Annotated in this window: 18 protein-coding genes; 6 read left to right on the plus strand and 12 right to left on the minus strand. The window is 46.7% G+C overall.

Going from position 1 to position 21,440, the window contains the following annotated elements; translation table 11 throughout:
- Positions 1 to 37 precede the first annotated feature (37 nt).
- From CCC17_RS07770 to CCC17_RS07785, 4 genes are all read left to right on the plus strand, one after another.
- Entirely contained in the window at positions 38 to 895 is an 858-nt protein-coding gene (locus CCC17_RS07770) for a YitT family protein (RefSeq protein ID WP_147603140.1), read from the plus strand.
- Positions 896 to 1,785: 890 nt separating this feature from the next.
- The gene (locus CCC17_RS07775) at positions 1,786 to 2,547 is read left to right on the plus strand and encodes a DeoR/GlpR family DNA-binding transcription regulator (protein WP_015525379.1); all 762 of its coding nucleotides are present in this window, start codon (positions 1,786 to 1,788) and stop codon (positions 2,545 to 2,547) included.
- Between the two features lie 28 nt (positions 2,548 to 2,575).
- Positions 2,576 to 3,322 carry a copper homeostasis protein CutC gene (locus CCC17_RS07780; protein ID WP_015525380.1) on the plus strand — a complete coding sequence of 249 codons (747 nt, stop codon included), beginning with the start codon at positions 2,576 to 2,578 and terminating at the stop codon, positions 3,320 to 3,322.
- Positions 3,322 to 5,805, plus strand: a complete 2,484-nt coding sequence (locus CCC17_RS07785; protein WP_092072605.1) for a transglutaminase domain-containing protein — start codon at positions 3,322 to 3,324, stop codon at positions 5,803 to 5,805. Before CCC17_RS07780 ends, CCC17_RS07785 begins: the two co-directional genes overlap by 1 nt.
- A gap of 185 nt (positions 5,806 to 5,990) precedes the next feature.
- Here the strand turns inward: CCC17_RS07785 and CCC17_RS07790 are convergent, their stop codons facing one another.
- Both CCC17_RS07790 and CCC17_RS07795 read right to left on the minus strand, forming a co-directional pair.
- Positions 5,991 to 7,007: a LacI family DNA-binding transcriptional regulator gene (locus CCC17_RS07790; protein ID WP_092072607.1), complete on the minus strand. Its 1,017-nt coding sequence runs from the start codon at positions 7,005 to 7,007 to the stop codon at positions 5,991 to 5,993.
- 3 nt (positions 7,008 to 7,010) lie between these two features.
- Positions 7,011 to 8,075, minus strand: a complete 1,065-nt coding sequence (locus tag CCC17_RS07795; RefSeq protein WP_278655189.1) for a LacI family DNA-binding transcriptional regulator — start codon at positions 8,073 to 8,075, stop codon at positions 7,011 to 7,013.
- A 347-nt stretch (positions 8,076 to 8,422) separates the two neighbouring features.
- On the opposite strand from CCC17_RS07795, the gene nagB reads away from it, so the two are divergent.
- The gene (gene nagB, locus CCC17_RS07800) at positions 8,423 to 9,166 is read left to right on the plus strand and encodes a glucosamine-6-phosphate deaminase (RefSeq protein ID WP_015525385.1); all 744 of its coding nucleotides are present in this window, start codon (positions 8,423 to 8,425) and stop codon (positions 9,164 to 9,166) included.
- Between the two features lie 237 nt (positions 9,167 to 9,403).
- On the opposite strand, the gene CCC17_RS07805 is transcribed toward nagB, so the two are convergent.
- From CCC17_RS07805 to CCC17_RS07850, 10 genes are all read right to left on the minus strand, one after another.
- A complete protein-coding gene (locus CCC17_RS07805) occupies positions 9,404 to 10,735 on the minus strand; it encodes an MATE family efflux transporter (RefSeq protein WP_287082858.1) in 1,332 nt (443 codons plus the stop codon).
- Between the two features lie 830 nt (positions 10,736 to 11,565).
- Positions 11,566 to 12,189 carry a V-type ATP synthase subunit D gene (locus CCC17_RS07810; RefSeq protein WP_287082859.1) on the minus strand — a complete coding sequence of 208 codons (624 nt, stop codon included), beginning with the start codon at positions 12,187 to 12,189 and terminating at the stop codon, positions 11,566 to 11,568.
- A gap of 12 nt (positions 12,190 to 12,201) precedes the next feature.
- A complete protein-coding gene (locus tag CCC17_RS07815) occupies positions 12,202 to 13,584 on the minus strand; it encodes a V-type ATP synthase subunit B (RefSeq protein WP_173754092.1) in 1,383 nt (460 codons plus the stop codon).
- A gap of 15 nt (positions 13,585 to 13,599) precedes the next feature.
- The gene (locus tag CCC17_RS07820) at positions 13,600 to 15,369 is read right to left on the minus strand and encodes a V-type ATP synthase subunit A (RefSeq protein ID WP_287082861.1); all 1,770 of its coding nucleotides are present in this window, start codon (positions 15,367 to 15,369) and stop codon (positions 13,600 to 13,602) included.
- The gene (locus CCC17_RS07825) at positions 15,362 to 15,949 is read right to left on the minus strand and encodes a V-type ATP synthase subunit E (RefSeq protein WP_118515355.1); all 588 of its coding nucleotides are present in this window, start codon (positions 15,947 to 15,949) and stop codon (positions 15,362 to 15,364) included. Before CCC17_RS07825 ends, CCC17_RS07820 begins: the two co-directional genes overlap by 8 nt.
- A 12-nt stretch (positions 15,950 to 15,961) precedes the next feature.
- Complete coding sequence (locus tag CCC17_RS07830; protein ID WP_021653137.1) at positions 15,962 to 16,270, minus strand: V-type ATP synthase subunit F; 309 nt, start codon at positions 16,268 to 16,270, stop codon at positions 15,962 to 15,964.
- Position 16,271: 1 nt separating this feature from the next.
- A complete protein-coding gene (locus CCC17_RS07835) occupies positions 16,272 to 16,703 on the minus strand; it encodes an ATP synthase subunit C (protein WP_118515353.1) in 432 nt (143 codons plus the stop codon).
- Positions 16,704 to 16,770: 67 nt separating this feature from the next.
- Positions 16,771 to 18,711: a V-type ATP synthase subunit I gene (locus tag CCC17_RS07840; RefSeq protein ID WP_287082863.1), complete on the minus strand. Its 1,941-nt coding sequence runs from the start codon at positions 18,709 to 18,711 to the stop codon at positions 16,771 to 16,773.
- Between the two features lie 18 nt (positions 18,712 to 18,729).
- Entirely contained in the window at positions 18,730 to 19,773 is a 1,044-nt protein-coding gene (locus CCC17_RS07845) for a V0D/AC39 family V-type ATPase subunit (protein ID WP_021653135.1), read from the minus strand.
- Positions 19,774 to 19,792: 19 nt separating this feature from the next.
- Entirely contained in the window at positions 19,793 to 20,113 is a 321-nt protein-coding gene (locus CCC17_RS07850) for a hypothetical protein (RefSeq protein WP_118752348.1), read from the minus strand.
- 668 nt (positions 20,114 to 20,781) lie between these two features.
- Between CCC17_RS07850 and trmB the strand changes: the two genes are divergently transcribed.
- The gene (trmB, locus tag CCC17_RS07855) at positions 20,782 to 21,438 is read left to right on the plus strand and encodes a tRNA (guanosine(46)-N7)-methyltransferase TrmB (RefSeq protein WP_287082864.1); all 657 of its coding nucleotides are present in this window, start codon (positions 20,782 to 20,784) and stop codon (positions 21,436 to 21,438) included.
- Positions 21,439 to 21,440 lie beyond the last annotated feature (2 nt).

The raw sequence follows: 21,440 nt of genomic DNA on the forward strand, positions 1-21,440 counted from the left end.
TGAAAATTATTTGAGGAGATCAGGAGGATATTTTTTAATGAAAAATCTGATACCAAAGCGTGTGATGGAGTATATCATTATCACATTTGCTGTTGTTCTGATGGATGTGGGGATTTATGTATTTAAGTTTCCGAATAATTTTTCCTTTGGTGGTGTTTCGGGTATGGCGGTTGTGTTTTCGCATTTTATTCCGATGACGTCTGCGCAGATCAACCTGGTGATCAATCTGATTTTGCTGGTGATCGGGTTTATTGTTCTTGGCCGGGATTTTGGAGTGAAGACGGCTTATGTTACGGTTGTTTCTTCTTTGCTTCTGAATGTGTTTGAGAAGGTTTTTCCTATGGACAGGGCGCTGACGGGGAATATTATGCTGGAGCTTTGCTTTGCGATCATTTTGCCGGCGCTGGCTGCGGCGCTGCTGTTTTTTGAGAATGCTTCGGGTGGTGGCACGGATATTGTGGCGATGATCATTAAGAAGTATTCTACGATGAATATTTCAGGTGCATTGTTTGCGGTGGATTGTGTGATCGTTGTTGTTTCGTTTATGGTGTTTGATCTTACTACGGGGCTTTGTTCTGTACTGGGGCTTATGGCTAAGACGTTGCTGATCGATAAGTCTATTGAGAGGATGAAGCTGAATAAGTATTTTACGATCATTTCCAGTAAGCCGGATGAGATCTGTGAGTTTATTATGAATGGGCTGGATCGGAGTGCTACGGTTTATCATGGGGAGGGGGGTTATTCGCATAAGGATAAGAAGATTATTCTGACGGTTGTTGATGTGAGACAGGCGGTGCTTCTGCAGAGGTTTATTGATGAGGTGGATCCGCAGGCGTTTTTGATGGTTACTAAGAGTAGTGAGGTTGTTGGGAAGGGGTTTATGAGTTATATTTGATGCGATCGTATGGGATTATTGTATGCTGATCGTAGGTGATTGTGTATGATTGTAAGCTGATGGAAATTAGGAGAGCGTTCTTTGCGGGCTGGATGGGCTGCGGGGCGCTCTTTTTTGTGGTGGATGGTGGATGGCGGATGGCGGATGCCGGACGCCGGGGAGACGGGTGCCGGTTTGCTCCGGGCTTCGTCGGGGGCTGGCTTCTAGGCTGCCGGAATTCTGCTAAAACCGTTTTTAAAAAGTCCGAACTCGCGGCTTGCTGCCGCTCAGACAGCGGACTTTTTAAAAACAACGCAGATTTCCGCCAGCCAAGAATCAGCTCCCCTCCTGCAGAGTCGTAGCAAACCGGCACCCGTCTCCCCGGCTGTTCGGTTCCGGGCGGGAGGTAGTGGTGGGTGTGTGGGGCGACTGGCGGAAGTGGGGATTGATGAGGGCTGGAGGATTGAGTGTATTCCCGGGAGTTGGATGAGCCATCAGCGCTGCGCTGGATGGCTGGGAGGAAGGGCTGATATGGAACTGTGGGGACTTGTCTGTTTCGGGAAGAGTACAGACAAGTCCTCATAAGTTATTCAATATTTTCAATGGTTATTGACCTTTATAATTCCGCAAGGGAACATGTGGCTTTGAGTCAGGGGGATATTTGCAGCTTTGTAAGGGATTCCCGGAACAGGGGGCAAGCGGAGGTTCGCAATTGAACCAGTGGAATTACTTGATTTGATCGAAATACGATAAAACAATAAAAAACAATACAAAATAATTGATAGTAAGATATCGAACTGTTATACTGAAATCACAGGCTTTCCAGGGATCAATGCGCCGGATATTGTTTTGCGGAGCGTTGATTTCTGGAACTTTTATCACAGAAAAATCAGGAATGAGGAGATAGGACCATGTTTACAGAAGAACGACAGAATGCAATAGAGAAATGTCTCCGCGAAAAAGGAAAAGTCAGAGTCAAAGAATTAAGCGAGATGTTTCAGGTTACGGAGGACTGTATCCGCAAGGATCTCAAGATCCTTGAAAATGCAGGCAGATTAAAGAGGACTTACGGAGGAGCGATCCTGTCACAGGAGTATCCTCTGGAGAGAAACGTAGTAGACAGGCGTATGTACAATCTTGATAAGAAGAAAGTGATTGCTGCGAAAGCCTTCAAGCTGATCAAAAATAACGAAACGATCTTTCTGGATGTTTCCACTACAAATATAGAGCTGGCAAGGCTTATCGCTTCGTCGGGTATGCATGTTGTGGTTGTCAGCAATATGATCGATATCCTGCAGATCCTTGCTGCGAATCCGTCCATCACGGCCATAGGCACAGGGGGAACTATGTACCGTTCAGTGAATGGATTTATGGGAGCTGCGGCCATTGAGGTGATCAAGCAGTACAGCTTTGACCGGGCATTTTTGGGAAGCTGTGGCGTGGATATGACAGATTTTGCAGTTACTACATCCGGAGTGGAGGATGGATTGACCAAGAAGGCGGCAGTGCAGAGCAGCAGACATAAATATGTGGTTATGGAGAGAGAGAAGTTTTATTTTAACGAATCTTATAAATATACACATTTTGATGATATCAGCGGGATCATTACCGATGAATTTCCGGATGATACCATTGTGAACATACTGAGGAATACCGGAGTGAAATTACTCTGAGCAGACAGTAACAAAGGGGGATTTTTACATGAAAGACTATATTCTGGAAACCTGTGTGGATTCTGTGGAATCCGCCATGGCAGCAGCCGAGGGTGGTGCGGACAGATTGGAGCTTTGCAGCAATCTGATCATCGGGGGGACAACTCCCGGCCCATGGCTTTTTGAGGAAATAAGGAAGCGTTCAGATATCCGGATCCATGCGCTGATCCGTCCGCGGTTTGGAGATTTCTGTTATACAGATGCGGAATTTTCCATGATAAGGAATGCCGTAAAGGATTTCCGCAAAATGGGAGCGGAGGGTGTCGTGGTAGGTATCCTGAAACCGGATGGCACCTTGAATATGGAACAGATGAAAGAGCTGATGGATGCGGCGGGAGATATGTCTGTTACGCTGCACAGGGCTTTTGATGTGTGCGCAGATCCGATCGAGGCTATGGAACAGGCAATCTCTCTGGGAATCGATACAATCCTTACCTCCGGACAGAAGAATACCTGCCTTCAGGGTGCGGAGCTTTTGAAGGAACTGGAAACCAGGAGTCAGGGACGTATCACCATCCAGGCGGGGAGTGGCGTCGGTGCGGAAGTGATCCGCCAGCTTTATCCTCTTACCGGGATCAAGGCTTATCATATGAGCGGCAAGGTTGTAACGGACAGTGCGATGCAATTTCGCAAGGAAGGTGTCAATATGGGACTTCCGACATTCAGTGAATATGAGATATGGCGTACAGATATTGAAAATGTTCGTGCTGCAAAGAAAGTTCTGGAGGAATTATAATGGCTGAGGGGAAGATTTTTCTGAAAGAAAACCGTGATCGGATCGAAAAAAAATATCGGGAGCAGATGATGGGGTTACCGCAGGTTTTTGCGGAGATTGATAAAAAGCTTGCGGAATGCACAGACGAAGTGGCTCTGGCGTGCAAATATTTATATGCGTTCATGCCGTACAGTGATATCGGAAATTACGCGTTTGAAGTATTCCTGGATTATGCGGAGAATGGCGTATATTTATGGAAGGAAAACTCCGGGGTGGCAGAGCTGCCGGAGGAAATCTTTTTGAATTATGTGCTGTTTCATAGAGTAAATGAGGAGGAGATCGCACCCTGCCGTACATTTTTCCGCAGGGAGATCGGAGAGAGAACTGAGGGAATGAGCTTCCGGGAAGCTGCCCTGGAGGTGAACTACTGGTGTGCACAGGAGGCTACCTATCATTGTACAGATGATCGTACCCTGTCTGCACTTGCCGTATACCGCAGAGGAAACGGAAGATGCGGAGAGGAATCTGTATTTACCGTTAATGCACTGAGAAGTGTTGGTGTACCTGCCCGTCAGGTATATGCACCAAAGTGGTCTCATTGTGATGACAATCATGCGTGGGTGGAAATCTGGTGCGATGGAAGCTGGTATTTTCTGGGAGCCTGTGAGCCGGAGGAGATCCTGAATAAGGGATGGTTTACCAACGCTTCCTCAAGGGCCATGATGGTCCATTCAAGAGTTTTTGATACCATGATCCCGGAGGGAGAAGTGATCGGCAAAGATGGTATGGTGACTATGCTCAACGAGCTGAAACGATATGCACTGACAAAAGAGATCACTGTGTCCGTAAAGGATTCACATGGAAAACCGGCAGAAGGTGCAGAAGTTTCTTTTGAGGTGCTGAATTATTCGGAATATGCCCCGATCGCAGAACTGAAAACCGACAGTCTGGGAAAAGTCAGCCTGACAACAGGGCTTGGAAGTATCCATATTTCTGCAAGGATGTATGCAGATGGAGAATGGCTGCATGCAGAAAACAGCATGGATACAAAAACAGAGGATTGTTGTGAGATCTGTCTGATGCCCGTAGGAAAGGAAAAGGGTATTTTTTATGAGGAGTGGACGGAGATCGATATGATCGCACCTCATGATGCACCTGTAAATAAAGATATGCCAACATCGGAGCAGAAGGAAAGAGGCAGCAGACGTCTGGCAGAGGCAAACGCTTACAGGGAACAGAAGGTAAGAAACCTGAGCAATCTGGAGTGTCGGAAATTCCTGGAAAAAGAAACTGGAGATTCTTCAATGAGAAAAAAACTCCTTGAAGTCCTCACAGAGAAAGACAGAACAGACTGTATCAGCCAGGTTCTGGAGGAGCACCTGAAATCTGCATTACCGTATGAAAAAAACATGGATGCAGATATTTTTGTACCATATGTACTGAACCCGAGAGTTGACGATGAAGTTTTGCAGAAATACAGAAAAACGATTCTTGAGCAACTGTCGGAAGAAGAAAAAAATATGCTGCAAAAGGAACCGGCGAAGATCTGGAAGTGGATTGAGGATAAGATCGTTTCCAGCCCGGAGAAAGAACGCAGCAGTGTGATCACCACGCCGTCCGGATGTCTGAAAACGGGAACAGGAAGTCTTCTGTCAAAGAAGATCCTTTTTGTGGCAATGGCGAGAACGCTGGGAATTCCGGCACGCCTGAACCCTCATGACCGTTCCATGGAGTATATGAAAAACGGAAAATTCATCCCGGTATCTGCGGAAACGGAGAAAAAGGCATCGATCCTTCTGAAGGCAAGTGCGGATACACAGTGGAAATATTTCCAGAACTGGAGCATCGCAAAACTGGAAGCCGGAAAATATATCACACGGAAGCTGGAAGCCGAAAATTTCAGAGATCAGGTGATGAAGCTGCCGCTGGAAGCGGGAAATTACAGGATCCTTACCTCAAACAGATTGCCAAATGGAAATATATTTGCAGCGGAGTATTATTTTGAGGTTCAGATCGGAGAAATGAAGAGGGTGGAGCTGGCATTTCGGAATGCAAACCTGGAAGATATGCTGGAGAATATCTCCATACCGGAATTTACTCTCAGAAAAGAAGATGGAAGCACCGTGAAGGCGTCAGAACTGACGGCAGATGGGAAGCATATCCTGGCGTTTCTGGAAGAGGAGAAAGAACCGACGGAACATATCTTAAATGAGATGATGGAGCAGGAAGAAGCTTTTTCCCGATATGCGAATAGGATCATTTTTGTAGTAAAAAGCAAAAAAGCGCTGGAGACACCTACCCTTTCAAGAGCACTGGGCAAGCTTGGAGATGTTCAGATCTTATATGATGATTTTTCAGAGATCATCAATACACTGGGAAGAAGAATGTACGTAGATCCGGATAAGCTTCCGCTGATCATTGTGACAAACAAAAGCCTGAATGGGATCTATGCAACCAGCGGATACAATGTGGGAACCGGAGATATGCTGCTGAGACTGCTGTGACAGATATAACGGATATATACAGAAGGAACACAGGCCGTATCATCGACTGTGTCGGTGACGGTCTGTGCCCTTTGTAAAAGCTGTGAAATTATTGCAGTGGTTCAGATGCTCAGAATATGCGGGCAGATCGGAATGAAAATGCCTGTTGTGCTTCCCGAAATTGCCGTAATAAAAGTTGCTTTGCATTACTTACCATCAGAAAAGAGATCACGCACGGAATCCCGGTAGATACATTCTGGCTTCAGGCGTATCGTCCTTGGAAAATCACTGTAGTCTCCGTTCATTCTGCGAAGCAGCAGATCACAGGCCTGCTCTGCCAGACCGGTCAGCGGCTGACGGACAGCGGTCAGCTGAGGAGAAAGCAGCATGGACAGTTCAAAATCATCAAAGGAGACAACAGACAGGTCTTCCGGGATCCGGATGCCAAGGCTGTAGATCGCTTCATAAATACCGAGGCATAGTGTATAGTTCGCAGAAAATACGGCAGTCGGACGTTCCGGAAGATTCCATAATTTCTGCATTGCCTGATATCCAAAGTCGTTTGTGTAATTTTCAGCGATGATATAATCGGGATTAACCGGAATATCGTAGTCTTCCAGTGCCCGGAGATAGCCTTTTTTTCGTTCACATGCAGTATAGGATGCAGGAGAACCGGTGACAAGGGCGATCTTCTGATGCCCCATTTTTATCAGATGCTCCACGATCTCGTAGGCTCCGGAGGTACAGCTGGTCTGTACACAGTCTGTACGGTGGAAATGGCTGTGTTCTTCCAGCTCCACAACAGGGATTTTGGCGTGTTCCACAGCAGAACAGATGTCCTGGTTCAGACTGAAAGAGGTAATGATAAGGCCGTCGATCCCAGAGCGGAGCATGTGAGGGACGAATTTATTGACATGATCCTTATACTTGTCGCCGCTCATAAATGTGAGAGAATAACCGTGAGCGCGCATGGTGTTTTCTATTTTGCTCAGAAGAAAAGCATTATGCGGAGTATTGGGAGGACCGGATACCAGACCGATACGGTAAGTCTTGGAGGAACGAAGTCCCCGGGCCGTGTTTCGTGGAACGTAATTCAGTTTCCGGATCGCTTCGTCGATCTGCTTTTTGTTTTGCGGCCGTACAGTTCCGCCGTTGATATATTTTGAAATGGTGGCCAATGCCAGACCGGTTTCTCTGGCAATGTCCTTGATGGTTGCACTCATAAATCAATCCTTTCCGGATGCTGTACTGTTGTGTTCGGACAGGTCTTTTACGGAGCGCCGCGGGTGGAATACAACATCCAGCATGTCTATTTTGGGAAAATCCGTATAGTCTCCATGGATCCTTTTTAAAAGTAATTCCACAGCATGTTTCCCCATGCTTGTCAGATCCTGTGAGACGCAGGTCATAGTCGCGCTCATGGTCTTGAAAAGCGGATCATCATCAAAGCACACAAAGGAAATATCCTGAGGAACGGAAATCCGTGCCTGGCTGGCAGCGCTTAAACCGCCCATTGCGGAGAGATAGCAGTCAAAAAAAACAGCAGTAGGGGGATCGGAAGAATCAATAAGCTTCTGGAAATGCAGGTTGCTCTGGATGATCGTTTCTGCAGTGGAACCAAAAGAAACAGGGGGAAAAGAATCCTGCTGTTTCAGAAGGTCAATGCCATTTTTCTGATATACATCCACAAAGCCCTGGATCCGCTGCTCGATGGTGTAGGAGTCCAGATACTGTTCCATGATCCAGACCTTTGTGTGGTCTTTTTCCAAAAGGTGCTCTGCCAGCAGTGCACCGCCTCTGTAATTATCAGAAATAACACAGTCTACAGGAAAATGTCTCATGGAAGCAGGAATCTGATCGAGCATTACAACAGGTATGCCGGCATTCTGTAAAAGCTGGTACAGGTCATCATGCCAGCAGGATGGGAGCATGATAACTCCGTCAAAGTGCTGGGAGATAATATCCTGTATCGTATCGATCTCCTTCTGATGTTCAAAAAAGAAAGAACAGACAATAACTGTATAGCCATGATCCGTGAAATGCTTGATAATGGAGTTGACAAGCTCGCCCCAGAAATAATTACCAAGATCTGAGATCAGGATACCGATGGTATGTGTGTTTTTGGCACGGAGAAGCTGGGCATTCCGGTTTGGGGTATATCCAAGCTCCTGAATTGCCCTTTCTATAAGGATACGATTTTCTTCCCGTATTTTTTTGTGGTTTATATATTTGGAGATCGTTGCGGTGGACAGGCCTGTCGCACGGGCGATATCATTGATCGTAACGTTCATGTAAAGCCTCCGGTTCTGATGCATTTACAGATAATATAGTATTTTCATATTATATCATGAAAAAGAAAACGCCTCAATACACATGACATTTTTTACACATAAAGTATCAGAAAAAACGAGCGTATTGTACAGAAAATTGATAAAAATGAAACGTTTAACAAAACCTAATACGAAAAAGTACACAAAAACAAGACGGAATAATTGTAAAAAATAGGAAAAATGATTTTTGCCCTATGATTTTACTTGAAAAGCTGCTTCGGATGCGGTAAGATAGTCTTGGCAAAAAAACGAAACGTTTTACGCAACAAGAAAATCAGCTATACGAAACAAGGAGAAGGAAAAAGATTATGATTATTTATACAGGAAAAGATTACTATGACGTAAGCAGAAAAGCGGCAAACATCATGTCTGCACAGATCATCATGAAGCCAAATGCTGTTCTCGGACTTGCTACAGGCTCCACACCGGTGGGAATGTACAAGCAGCTGATCGAGTGGTACAAAAAAGGAGATCTGGACTTTTCGCAGATCACATCCGTAAATCTTGATGAATACAAAGGACTTTCCGGAGATAACGATCAGAGCTATCGTTATTTTATGAACACAAATCTGTTTGACCATGTAAATATCGATAAGGCAAGAACCTATGTGCCAAACGGACTGGAAGAGGACAGTGAGAAAGCCTGTGCGGATTACAATGAAATCATCCGCAGCGTGGGTGGTATCGATATGCAGCTGCTTGGAATCGGCGGAAATGGCCACATCGGCTTCAACGAGCCGGGTGCAGCATTTGAGAAGGAGACTCACTGCGTAGACCTTACGGAGAGCACCATCAAGGCAAATGCAAGATTCTTTGAGACTATGGATGATGTGCCGAAGCAGGCATATACCATGGGTATCAAAAACATCATGACTGCAAAGAAAATCCTTCTGGTCGCTACCGGAGAGGCAAAGGCAGATGCCCTTTACAAATCTCTCTACGGACCGATCACGCCCAACGTGCCGGCATCTATCCTGCAGCTTCACCCGGATGTGACGGTAGTGGCCGATGAAGGCGCTTTAAAGCTGATCCGTGAGAAGGGACTGCTGTAAGAGATACAGAGGAAATTTCCGCGAATTAAATGAACGCAGATCACGGATATCCGTTTGAGTCAAGAGGATATCAGCAATCACTCATGGGATTTTCCTGATTTGGTTAATAAAGAAAGCTTCGATCTAACTCTCGTCGATGAGCGATGCGCTCAGAGAGTGGATCGAAGCTTTTTGTGCTTTCGGGACGTAAACTTGCAGGTGGCTGCAAACAGGCCGGTGGGCCGGACATTTGCAGTCTCAGGCTTTTTTCAACGTTTTGTGATAAATCATGACAGAAACGATGGCTGTAAACACCTCTGTGATCCAGAATGCGTTCCACACGCCATCAGGACCCATAAAACGGGACAGAAGATATGCGGTGGGCATGATAACGACCACGTAGCGGAAAAGAGAAATAACAAGGGACTGGGTACCTTTTCCAAGGCCTTCCATGGCACCGGAGGTGGTGACGGATACTGCGGAAATCAGGAAGCCGGCGCTGATGCTCTTCAGTGCTCTGGAACCTGCGGCAATGGTTTCCGGGGTAGTTGTGAAAAGTCCCATAAGCTGTCCGGATGCCAGGAGACAGATAACGGTTCCAAAGAGCATGATCACACAGCTGGACTCCAGGGTCAGCCGGAAGATTTTTTTCACACGCTTCATTTCACGGGCACCGAAGTTATAACCGATCAGCGGGCGCATTCCCTGGATGATTCCGTTGGCCGGGAGATACAGGAAGGTCTGCAATTTATAATAAATGCCAAGGATCACCACATAGCTGTCTGAGTAAGCGGCCAGCACGGAGTTCAGAAAAGAGATCAGGAACGATGGCAGTGCCAGGTTCAGGATCGCTGGAACACCGATGGCATACAGGCTCAGATCCGTTTCTTTGCTTGTTTTCAGGGCTTTGGGCGTTACATGTACAGGAATAGTTTTCAGGATATAAAAGACCATATAGACCGCAATGGTGAGCATCTGGCCGATGCCAGTAGCCAGAGCTGCGCCCCGGATACCCAACTTCGGAAAAAAACCGATTCCCCAGATTAGGAACGGGTCCAGGATGATGTTGCTGGTACATCCCACCAGCAGGGCGATCATAGATACTTTCATCCGTCCTACAGCCTGGAAAAGTTTTTCGAAGAAAAGGCTGATGGAAATTACTGTGGAAAACAGGAAAACGATGGTAGAATACTCCAGCCCCATCCGGATCACGGTTTCATCCTGGGTATACATCTGAAGGAATACGGGCATAACAGCGATGCTGATCACAGTCATCAGGATTCCATGGATCACAGACAGAAAAAATCCGTGGGTTGCGGCGGTGTCTGCCATTTTTTTGTCCCCTGCGCCAAGGTGATAGGAAACTCTGGCGTTGATTCCGATCCCGAAGCCGATGGCAACGGCGTTGATCATGTTCTGGACCGGATAGACAAGGGACAGGGCGGTCATGGCCTGCTCGCTGATCTGTGCCACGAAGAAGCTGTCCACAATGTTGTATAGTGAGTTTACAAGCATGGAAAAGACCATAGGCAGCGCCATGGACGCCAGCAGCGGGCCGACAGGCTTTTCCTTCATAAATGTGCTGTTCATGAAAAATCCCCCTTTATATCAGAATCGTAAGAATATCAGGTGCGGAAAACAGAGCGTGTTTTTTGTGCATAATAAAAGCCACACAATCTGTCTTCTCGAATCGGACAGATTGTGTGGCGAAAAAAGTTCAAAACTGAAAAATCCACACGTTGTTTTAGTGTTTTCACATTAACAAAAAACAGTGCTGATGTCAAGACCGCACGCAGGAGAAACACCATAAAAAGCTGCAAAAAGAAAGGCTTGATATAAAATCGGAGAGGATTGGCAACATTAGACAGGTGCGTGCGGATACGGGCAATATCAGCCCTGAAAAGGTCGTTCTGGCAATATGCACAAAACTTGTCGAACCATGGTGGATAAGTGAAAAACTTTCCAAAAAGTTTTCCACATGACAAAAATCCGCAAATCCGCCAATAATCAAGTTATGCACAAATTTATCCACATTATCCACAAGGATAACCATGTGGATGACCTGATTTACATAAATAAATTTAAACATATGTTTTGTGTAAAATGATAAAATTGTAAAAAATGGGAAAAAAGTTTTTAAAACTATTGACATTTTTAAATTCTAAATATCATAAAATTTATTGTAAAAAAGACATAATATAAAAGAATAAAAACAAATAATCAGATAATAGTGAGTAAATTCTTGAAAAACTAATCTATTTAAAAAGGGGATTATCGGATGTATGGAAATGAGGATAAAAAAGAACAGTGCCCAGTTAAAACGGTCACTGCAAGGTGTTGAAAAGTTATTTTCAGATGTGGATAAGTGTGGATAACCCAAAAATCCTCCGCAGAACCGGAAAGATCTGCGGAGGATTTTTTTAACTGTTTTGTTTCATACGCTTGATCACCTTCAGACGTGTAAACTCTTCGCGCTCTTTTTCCTCCAGAGCATTAGTGATATCTCTGGTGAGGGTTTCATATCTGGGGATGGTGATGTTTTTCAGCGCATTGGCACGCTTCTGGGTTTTCTTGATGTTGGTAGCAAGACGGATGGCGGCGTTTTCGATCATGGAGAGCTGGATGGACAGCTCCTTTACACGCTCGAAGGCTGCCTTGGCCTCGTCCAGGGACAGCTTGGTGCTGTAGTAGGCGTAAGTCGGCGTGTTGCCTGCTTTTTTGTCATATTCCACAAGAGGGATCTCGGTTCCCATAACGCTTCTGGTTTTGATCCGGATGGAATCTTCCACAGGAACGGTATGAGAGATTTGGTCTACGAAAGCGATTCCAATTTCCATATTTGCCTTCTGAAGAGCCGCGTAAGCGGTACGGAAGGTCTCATCAATCTGGGACTGGATGTCTTTTGCCTGATCGATCAGCTCCATCATTTCACGGATCAGGATATTGCGCTTTTTGTCCATAAGCTCATAGCCCTGTCTAGAAAGAGCCAGAGAGTTTTTTGCAAGTATAAGATTTCCCTTGGTAGGAAAGGTATTCGGATCCATAAAATCACCTCACTAACGGACGGTTTCTCTGTAATACTGATCCAGAACTTTGGTATCGATACGGTCGAGCTCTTCTTTTGGAAGAAGGCCAAGAAGCTCCCAGCCCTTATCCAGAGTTTCAATGATGCTTCGGTTTTCTGTCTCAGACTGTCCCACAAACTCTGCCTCAAAAGCTTTTCCAAATACAAGGTACTGCTTATCCAGCGGAGAAAGCTCGTCTTCGCCGATAACCGATGCCAGGGCTCTTGCATCGCCTACTTTTGCGTAGCAGGAGAAGAGCTGGTTGGCAACATCCTGATGGTCGGCACGTGTGAAGCCTTCACCGATACCGTCCTTCATCAGACGGGACAGGGACGGCAGAACGTTGATCGGCGGGTAGATCGCCTGTCCATGAAGCTGACGGTCCAGTACGATCTGGCCCTCGGTGATATATCCGGTAAGGTCAGGAATCGGGTGGGTGATGTCGTCGTTTGGCATGGTCAGGATCGGGATCTGGGTTACAGAACCGGTGCCTCCACGGACGATTCCCGCACGCTCGTAAAGAGTTGCCAGTTCACTGTACAGATATCCCGGATAACCTTTTCGGGAAGGAATCTCACCTTTGGAGGAGGAAACCTCTCGCATAGCCTCGCAGAAGGAGGTGATGTCAGTCAGGATAACCAGGATGTGCATGCCTTTTTCAAAAGCAAGATATTCAGCAGCAGTGAGGGCAATCTTCGGTGTCAGAAGACGCTCTACAACCGGGTCGTTGGCAAGGTTCAGAAACATTACAACGTGGTCGGAAGCACCGCTTTCCTCGAAGGTCCTGCGGAAGAATTCGGCTACGTCGTATTTAACGCCCATTGCTGCAAAAACAATAGCGAATTTCTCATCGGAGTCTGCGCCAAGGGAAGCTTGCTGAACGATCTGTGCAGCCAGCTTGTCATGAGGAAGACCGTTTCCGGAAAAGATCGGCAGCTTCTGGCCGCGGATCAGGGTGGTCAGTCCGTCGATGGCGGAGATGCCGGTGTTGATATAGTTTCGCGGATATTCACGGGTTACCGGGTTCAGCGGAAGTCCGTTGATATTCAGGCTGACTTCCGGTGTGATCTCGCCAAGTCCGTCAATGGGCTGGCCGATACCGTTAAAGGTACGTCCCAGGATCTCCGGGGAAAGCCCGATCTCCATAGGATGTCCGGTAAGACGTGTGTGTGTATTGCCGAGGGACATATTATCAGTTCCCTCAAAAACCTGGATAACAGCCTTGTCTTCATAGATTTCCACGATACGGCCGATCTTCTGTGTGCCGTCTTCCATGTGGAATTCCACGATCTCCTCGTAAGATGCGTTTTTGACACCCTCAAGGACAACAAGAGGGCCGTTTATTTCACTCAGGCCAAGATATTCGATTGCCATAAACTGATCCCTCCTTTAACCGTTTCTTTCCAGTACGTTGTCGTAGAAGCGGTCGATATCTTTATGATACTCATCAAAACGTTCCAGTTCTTTGTTTGGAACTTCGTATTTGATGGCGATGATACGTTCGAAGATATTATCCTCTTTCAGTACGGAAACCGGCATGCCACGGTTTACAAGGGCACGGCATTTCTCGTAGAGATAAAGGATGGTTTCCATCATCAGGAACTGTTTTTCCATTGGGACACTGGTGTCCTCCTGGTGGAAAGCGTTCTGCTGCAGGAAGCCCAGACGGATGACTCTGGCAATCTCCAGTGTCAGTTTCTGGTCATCCGGAAGAACGTCGCTTCCGATCAGTTTTACGATTTCCATAAGAGAACTTTCCTGATTGAGAATCGCCATGATCTGGTTTCTGTCGTAGACAAATTTCGGGGAAACATGCTCTCTGTACCAGGGAGTCAGATCCTCCAGATATTCGCTGTAACTGGTCAGCCACTGGATCGCAGGGAAGTGACGGGCATAGGCGAGGGCCTTGTCCAGTCCCCAGAAGCAGCGGACAAAACGCTTGGTATTCTGAGTGACAGGTTCGGAGAAGTCACCGCCCTGAGGGGAAACCGCACCGATAATGGAGACGGAACCTTCTGTTCCGTTCAGGTTCTGCATCATTCCCGCACGCTCATAGAAGGCGGAAAGTTTGCTTGCCAGATATGCAGGGAAACCTTCCTCTGCAGGCATTTCCTCCAGACGTCCAGAAAGCTCACGGAGAGCCTCAGCCCATCGGGATGTGGAGTCTGCCATGATCGCTACGTCGTAACCCATATCACGGTAATATTCCGCAAGTGTAACACCTGTGTAGATGGAAGCCTCACGGGCTGCAACCGGCATGTTGGAAGTGTTGGCGATCAGTGTGGTACGGTCCATCATCAGGTTTCCGGATTTCGGGTCGATCAGCTTGCTGAAGTCCTCAAGAACCTGTGTCATTTCGTTTCCGCGCTCGCCACAGCCGATGTAGATGATGATATCTGCGTCAGACCACTTGGCGATCTGGTGCTGTGTCATGGTTTTTCCTGTTCCGAATCCGCCTGGAACTGCAGCAGTGCCTCCCTTGGCAATAGGGAAAAGAGTATCCAGGATTCGCTGTCCGGTAAGGAGCGGAACGCTGGCCGGGAAACGCTTGTAGGTCGGACGTGGAACACGGATCGGCCATTTCTGGGCAAGTGCCAGTTCTTTTTCGGTTCCGTCATCAAGACGGACGGTAACGATGGGCTCCAGAACGGTATAAGCACCGTCAGGAACCGCATGGATAACGGTTCCGTGTGTGATCGTGGGCGGAACCATGGATTTGTGAAGGATGGAGGCGGTTTCCTGTGTTTCAGCGATAACCGTGCCTGCACCGATGACGTCACCTTCCTTTACGGTAATGTGGGTTTCCCATTTTTTTTCTGTGTCAAGAGAGTCAACGCTGACACCACGGGAAATATATTTTCCAGAGGCCTGGGCAATCTCTGCCAGAGGTCTCTGGATACCATCAAAAATATTGTGGATGATTCCCGGACCAAGGAGAACGGAAATGGCGTCTCCTGTTCCGATAACAGTTTCTCCGGGTTTCAGTCCTGTAGTTTCCTCAAAAACCTGTATGGTCGTCATATGTTTCTTGAGACCGATAACTTCTCCAACCAGTTTTTCGGGGCCTACATAGACCATCTCGGAGATCTTGAAGCCGGTGTCGCCCTTGAGGTAGATAACAGGACCGTTAACACCGTAGATAATACCTGTTTTACTCATGTGCTGGACCTCCGTCAAATTTGAATTCTCTGTAAGCTGCCTGATAGCCTTCCTCAAAGGAATTGTCGATGAGGATATTTTTTTCAGGGATTATCGCCTTGATCCCGCCGATAAAGGATTCATCGGAAAGCTTCAGCGGGAAACCGGTCTTTACAGTGAGAGACTTCAGACGGGGTTCATCTTCTTTTGAAAGATAGATCTGGATCTCATCGTGTTCCGCGAAGCAGACAGCTTCCTCGATCTTTGTACAAAGATATTCTTCATAGCGGGGAGATTCCATGAATTTCAGGATCTGTACCCGAACATCTGCAAAAAGTTTTTCTTTTAAGCGACTCTGCCTGGCAGTCCAGTTTCGCCGGATGTGAAGCTGCTCTGCGGAAAGTGCCTTGTTGATCTCGCGCTTTGCGTTTGCGATCTCGGCTTTGCGGGAACTGGCAGCATTTCCCAGAGACATTTTTTTATGTTCCTCCAGTGCGGCATCCAGGGCTTCCTTGTGTTCCCGGACATCTTTTTCCGCCTGACGGCGTGCTTCGTCCACGGAGGTGTCATAGAAGTGTTTAAGCTTCTCTTCAATTGTCATAATATCACCTGCCTATAATTTTAATCCGATAGCCTCGTTTACATAAGATGTAATGAAATCAGGCCTGCGGCCGGTACCATGTCTGTCAGGAATTTCAATGATGAGAGGTGTTTTGTGATGAAGCTTGACATCATCGATGATCTCAGGAAACTCCCGGCCGAATTTTTCGGTCAGGAGTATGATTCCGATCTCTTTGTCTGCGATGGTGCGCTCCAGAGCTTCCTTCAGCTCGTCGTGCTCATGAACGATCACACCCTCTACACCGGCCAGTCTCATTCCTGTCAGAGTATCAATATTGTCACTGATCAGATACATTTTCATATCAAAGTTTACCAAGGATCATGAAGGAGATGATCAGTCCATAAAGAGCAACACCTTCGGCAAGACCTACGAAGATAAGAGATTTACCAAGGATGCTCTGATCCTCACTGATCGCTCCAAGTGCTGCGCTTGCCGCACTGGCAACGGCAATACCACCACCGATACAGGAAAGTCCGGTAACAAGTGCTGCTGCGATGTAACCCATACCTGTTGCAAGGCCTGCGTCAGCGCCTGTAGCAGCCTGTACGGAAGCTCCGCCTGCAAATGTTACTGCAATGGCAACAAGCATGATCCCGAAGAAGAAAAAGGCGTTGACACCAAGAGCTGTTTTGTAGCGGCCACGGTTTTTTTCGCCGAGAAGATAGTAACCAAATGGAAGAATGATGCTGAGTACAAGTGCAACTGCGATTGTGATCTGTGTAATGACTGTCATGATGATGACCTCCTTAATATTCGTTTAATTGAATGCCCGGATCAGAATGCGTTCCGACTCTGGCATTTTATTTGTTTTTAGAGCAGAACGGCTCGAATTTCCGTCCGCTGCCCTTGTAAAAACGGCTGAACATCTCGTAATATTCCAGACGGAGTACCTGGATACCTACGATCAGGCCCTCCATAGCGCATACGAACAGGTTTCCGAGAATGATGACGATCCAGTTCGGACTGCCGTTTTCTGCGCCTGCAAGCATAAGTACAACCTCCATCATAGCTGCGTGGCTGACTGCAAAAGCACCGATACGCACGAAGGAGAGTGTATTGGAAAAGTAGCTCAGGATAACCTCGAACAGTTCAAAAATACCCTGTACGATAAACATGCCTTTTTCTTTTGGCATAACTTCGGCCTTTTTTTCTACCAGGTTTGTAAGAGGCTCCTTGAAGAAAATAAGAAGCAGCGGTAAACCAAACATAATGGCAAGGACTGCACCACCCGGAACTGCATGCCCGGATACAAAGAGTCCGATGCAGAGAACTGCGGAGCCATAAAATACAAGTCCTGCCACAGCGTTGGTGTCAAACCAGGTTTTTTCAACATCATGCGTTTTAAAGGAATTGATGATGTTGAAAACCATACACAGGAGGATGATTCCCATGCCGAAGCCGATGGCAACGATAAATACGGTATTCAGTTTTCCGATAAAAGGTATGGTCGTCATACTGTCCACAGGCCGCAGCCACAGAGCAGGTATGACATCCTCAAATCCAAAGATACTTCCGAACATCAGACCGAAAAATGTGGAAAAGACTCCGGCGCAGCTGATGATTCCGGCAAGATCGATATGCTTCAGCTTGTACAGGAGCAATCCTCCGATAAAGAGCAGGAGTCCCTGTCCTGCATCACCGAACATGGCTCCGAAAATAAAGGAGTAGGTGATGGCAACAAACCAGGTGGGGTCCATCTCGCCATAGGCGGGAAGTCCGTACATTTTTACATACATTTCAAAGGGCTTGAAAAGCTTCGGGTTTTTCAGCTTGGTCGGCGGCTGATGGTTCTGGTCGTGCTCCGGCGTATTGGTATCTTCTCCGTCTACCAGGCAGAAGATTTTTTCGTCGGATGAGATATCGGCTTGAAAAGCTCTGGTGTCGGCTTCTGTCATCCATCCGCAGAGAATATAGAAATTTTCATGCTTTCCGGTGCAGGCTGCCGCTTTCCGAACATCGAAATTTCTGGAAAACTGAAGAAGTGTGTTTCTGGCGGTAACGATGGTTTCTGCCTGATCCGCAAGAAATCTCTGGTATTTCTGTTTCTGTGCTTCCAGATGCTTCAGGGCATCCTCGTATTGTTTGCTTACGCTTGAAAATGCCTGCTGGGCAGTTCCGGTATAATTATCCGGCACAAAGATCTTTTCAAAGTGCATAGAAGAGTAGGCGGCATCAATTTTGTGCGCATCATGCTTCGGTACGAAGTAAACGCCCCAGACGTATTGGTCATCTTCATCGCATTTAAGGAAGATCGTGTTCAGATTGTCGTAAATATATTTCTTGAATTTCTCATAATACTGTTTCTCGATACGTCCGAAATGAAAATGGATATACTTCAGATGAAGTATGGATGAAATATCATAATCAATATTTCGGAAGGGACGTATGATCCGCAGTGACTCTTCCAGAGAGGAACATTTTTTTTCCAGTTCGGACTGTTCCTTCTGGAGCTGATCCGCCTGGGAGCGGATCTCCTTTACTGTGGAAAGTGCTGTTTCAATACCCGGGCTTTTGTTGGAAGTGGACGGAGGAGTTTTCAGCTCCTCATAAATGGTATTGATGGAATTTAAGGCATCTCTGTAGGGGTTGACATCCAGGAAAGGCGTCAGACTTTCTACTGTGGTCAGCTCTGAGAGAGCGTTTTCCAGATGGATCTCGTACTTGCACAGGTAGGTGTTTACAACCCGGTCGATATCTGCCTTGGGACCGGTGATGCTCAGAAAATTCATTTTTTCAATCACGTTGCTACCTCCTGGTTATTAACCGTTGCGTATATAACGCAGGGATTGTTCTGGGTCCACGCCATAGCGCACGCATTCAAGGGCAATGGTCAGACGGTTGACTTCATGTTCTTTGTGATATAAATAGGAATAGATGACTGCTACGGAATAGGGATCCTTGCGTGCTTCCTGTTCCAGTATGCTGCGAAGAATATAGTTATAAAATTCTTCCAGACTGGCGACGGTCAGCTGTTCGTATTTCTTACCATAATAAGTTCCATTGAAGATACGACGGAACTCTTCTGGTGTAGGGGCCTCCACAAGGGTGGTGATCTCCTCTTTGCGGAGCTTGTAGTTCATGGGGACCAGCAATGCGTAAATAGCAGCCGGTTCCATCTGAAAGCAGCGTTTGGAGCGCTGGATGAACTGCAGGTTCAGCATATCGAATTTTTCACCGTAAGCCTTGGTGATCTGTTTCAGATCGTTACCTTTGAAAAGCTTCTTCCGCACATTCCAGATCTGTGAAAAATACGAAAGGTCAAGTGCCATGCCGAAGTCAAAAAGCGTGGCATTTCCACGTTCGTTGACCTGAGACAGCGGAATAAAAAAATCATTTCCCTTCAGTGCCGCAATGAATTCATCCATATTGGTGCAGGCGGTAAGCCTGTCAATGTCCAGCTTGGAATGATGTCTGAAAAAATCGCGGTAGGGAGAAATATCTACGGGATCGGTGTCCCGGTGGTCAAAGAGATTCGTCATGATTTCTTTCAGGACGCGGATCTCATAACGCTTCGAGTAAAGCGACAGGAACGTTCGCTGTTCCTGATTTGCAAAGTGGTAAAGCCTTGAAAAATTCAGGAAGATGGATTTCTTCAGGAGTTTTTCTATCTGTCCGCGGTGAAGATCATTTTCATCGAGACCGGACCAGATATTCTGATATTCGGGAGTCCGTTTCAGGTAGGCTGTTACCTGGGGGACATTGGGAAGCTGAACGATTTCTTCCAGCTGCTCATCTGTCACAAGCCTGCTCTGCATGGCGCGGATCTTGGTGGAGAGTCCGCTGTATGAGAGGACAGAGCCCATTGAATCACTTCCTTTCCCTTCAGGTTTCGGTGATGCCTGTTATTTTCTGAAACAGCTCACTGCAAAGACTTTCGTGATGGGCTTCGTAATAGGCATCCAGCCTGGATAGCTGGTCTTCGGTTTCTGCACGAAGCTCATTGATCCGGGCGTCTTTCTCGCAGGCCAGATCTTCACGGATCTTCCGGATCTCGTCGCTGGTTTCTTTTTCAAGTGAAGCGTCGAATTCCTTCGTCTGTTTTTCTGCTTCTTCCGAGAGAGCCTGTTTCTGTCGCGCAGCGTCCTGCATGATGGCATTGGCTGTAGCTTCGATTTCCGAAAGCTTATTTAGGATTTGTTCCATAGCGCCCTCCTTGTTTGTTTATAGTTTATAATTGATTTTTATATGATACACCTTTTTTATGGTAAAAACAACTAAAATTGTGTTAATTTTTTTGCAAACTTTGAATAAATGTGTTCAAAAAAAGACGGAAAAAGAATATGTGTTTATTAGACGATATATTCTTTTTGGGGAAAATGAAAACCGCAAAGGGGCCGTAAAGCCACGGCCCCTCTGCACACCCCTCGGGCTTTTTTTGAAGGAGTGCTTGGTTGTGGTGACGGGAGGTTGTTAACTTGTGGTTGTATGCTTGGGTATTGGAATGCGGGAGGCTGAGCCGATGTGGGTTTCTGGATTCTGCGGTGTTGGAGAGTGGAAGGTTGAGCCGATGTGTGGGGACGGCGAGGCGCTTTGCTGTCGCCTGGGGATGGGAAGATTTTTTATTTTTTGCTTGCAACGGTGGGGGAATTACATGTATAGTTGGGTATTGGGACGTCGTGTGAATGCGGGTTTTTCAGGAATGATAGTGAATGAGAAATTTTATTATTTATCGAACGAGAACCAAATTCGCGAGGGCGTTTTTGTTGGAGGGGCTGGTGAGGGCGGAGATGAGTGTGTCTGATTGAGCTTGCTGGCTGCGAGATGTAATGTGTTGAATTGTATATTATAAGAAGATTAATTGGAGGTTGTTTATGAGATTACGTAATATTCCTGGGGCTAAGGATGCTATTTTGGAGTGTGACTGGGTGATTGATGAGCCGGAGAGGTTTAAGGGGAAGTGGGATAGTGTTTTTGGGGAGAAGAGGCCGCTTTTTCTTGAGGTTGGTATGGGAAAAGGGCGTTTTTTGATGGATATGGCGCGGTTGCATCCTGAGAAGAATTTTATTGGAATTGAGATGTATGACAGTGTGCTGCTTCGGGCGCTGCAGAAGAGGGAGGAGCTTGAAGAGGCCGGGGAGAATTTTTCCAATCTTGTGTTTATCCGTGTGGATGCAAGGTTTTTGCCGGAGATTTTTGAGAAGGATGAGGTTGACGGGATTTATCTGAATTTTTCGGATCCGTGGCCGAAGGCGCGTCATGCCAAGAGGAGGCTGACTTCCAGAGAGTTTCTGAAGAGATATGAGCAGGTTCTGAAGAAAGATGGTGCTGTGGAATTTAAGACGGATAACCGTGAATTGTTTGAGTTTTCTCTGGAAGAGGTGAAAGAGTCTGACTGGAATCTGGAGGTTTGTACCTTTGATCTTCATCATGATGAGGAACTGGTGAAAGGGAACGTGATGACGGAGTATGAGGAGAAATTTTCTTCCATGGGTAATCCGATCTGCAAGATGGTAATCAGACAGAAATAGAG

This window comes from Blautia sp. LMAG:36 (genome assembly GCF_008680535.1).
Taxonomy (GTDB): Bacteria; Bacillota; Clostridia; order Lachnospirales; family Lachnospiraceae; genus Blautia_A; species Blautia_A fusiformis.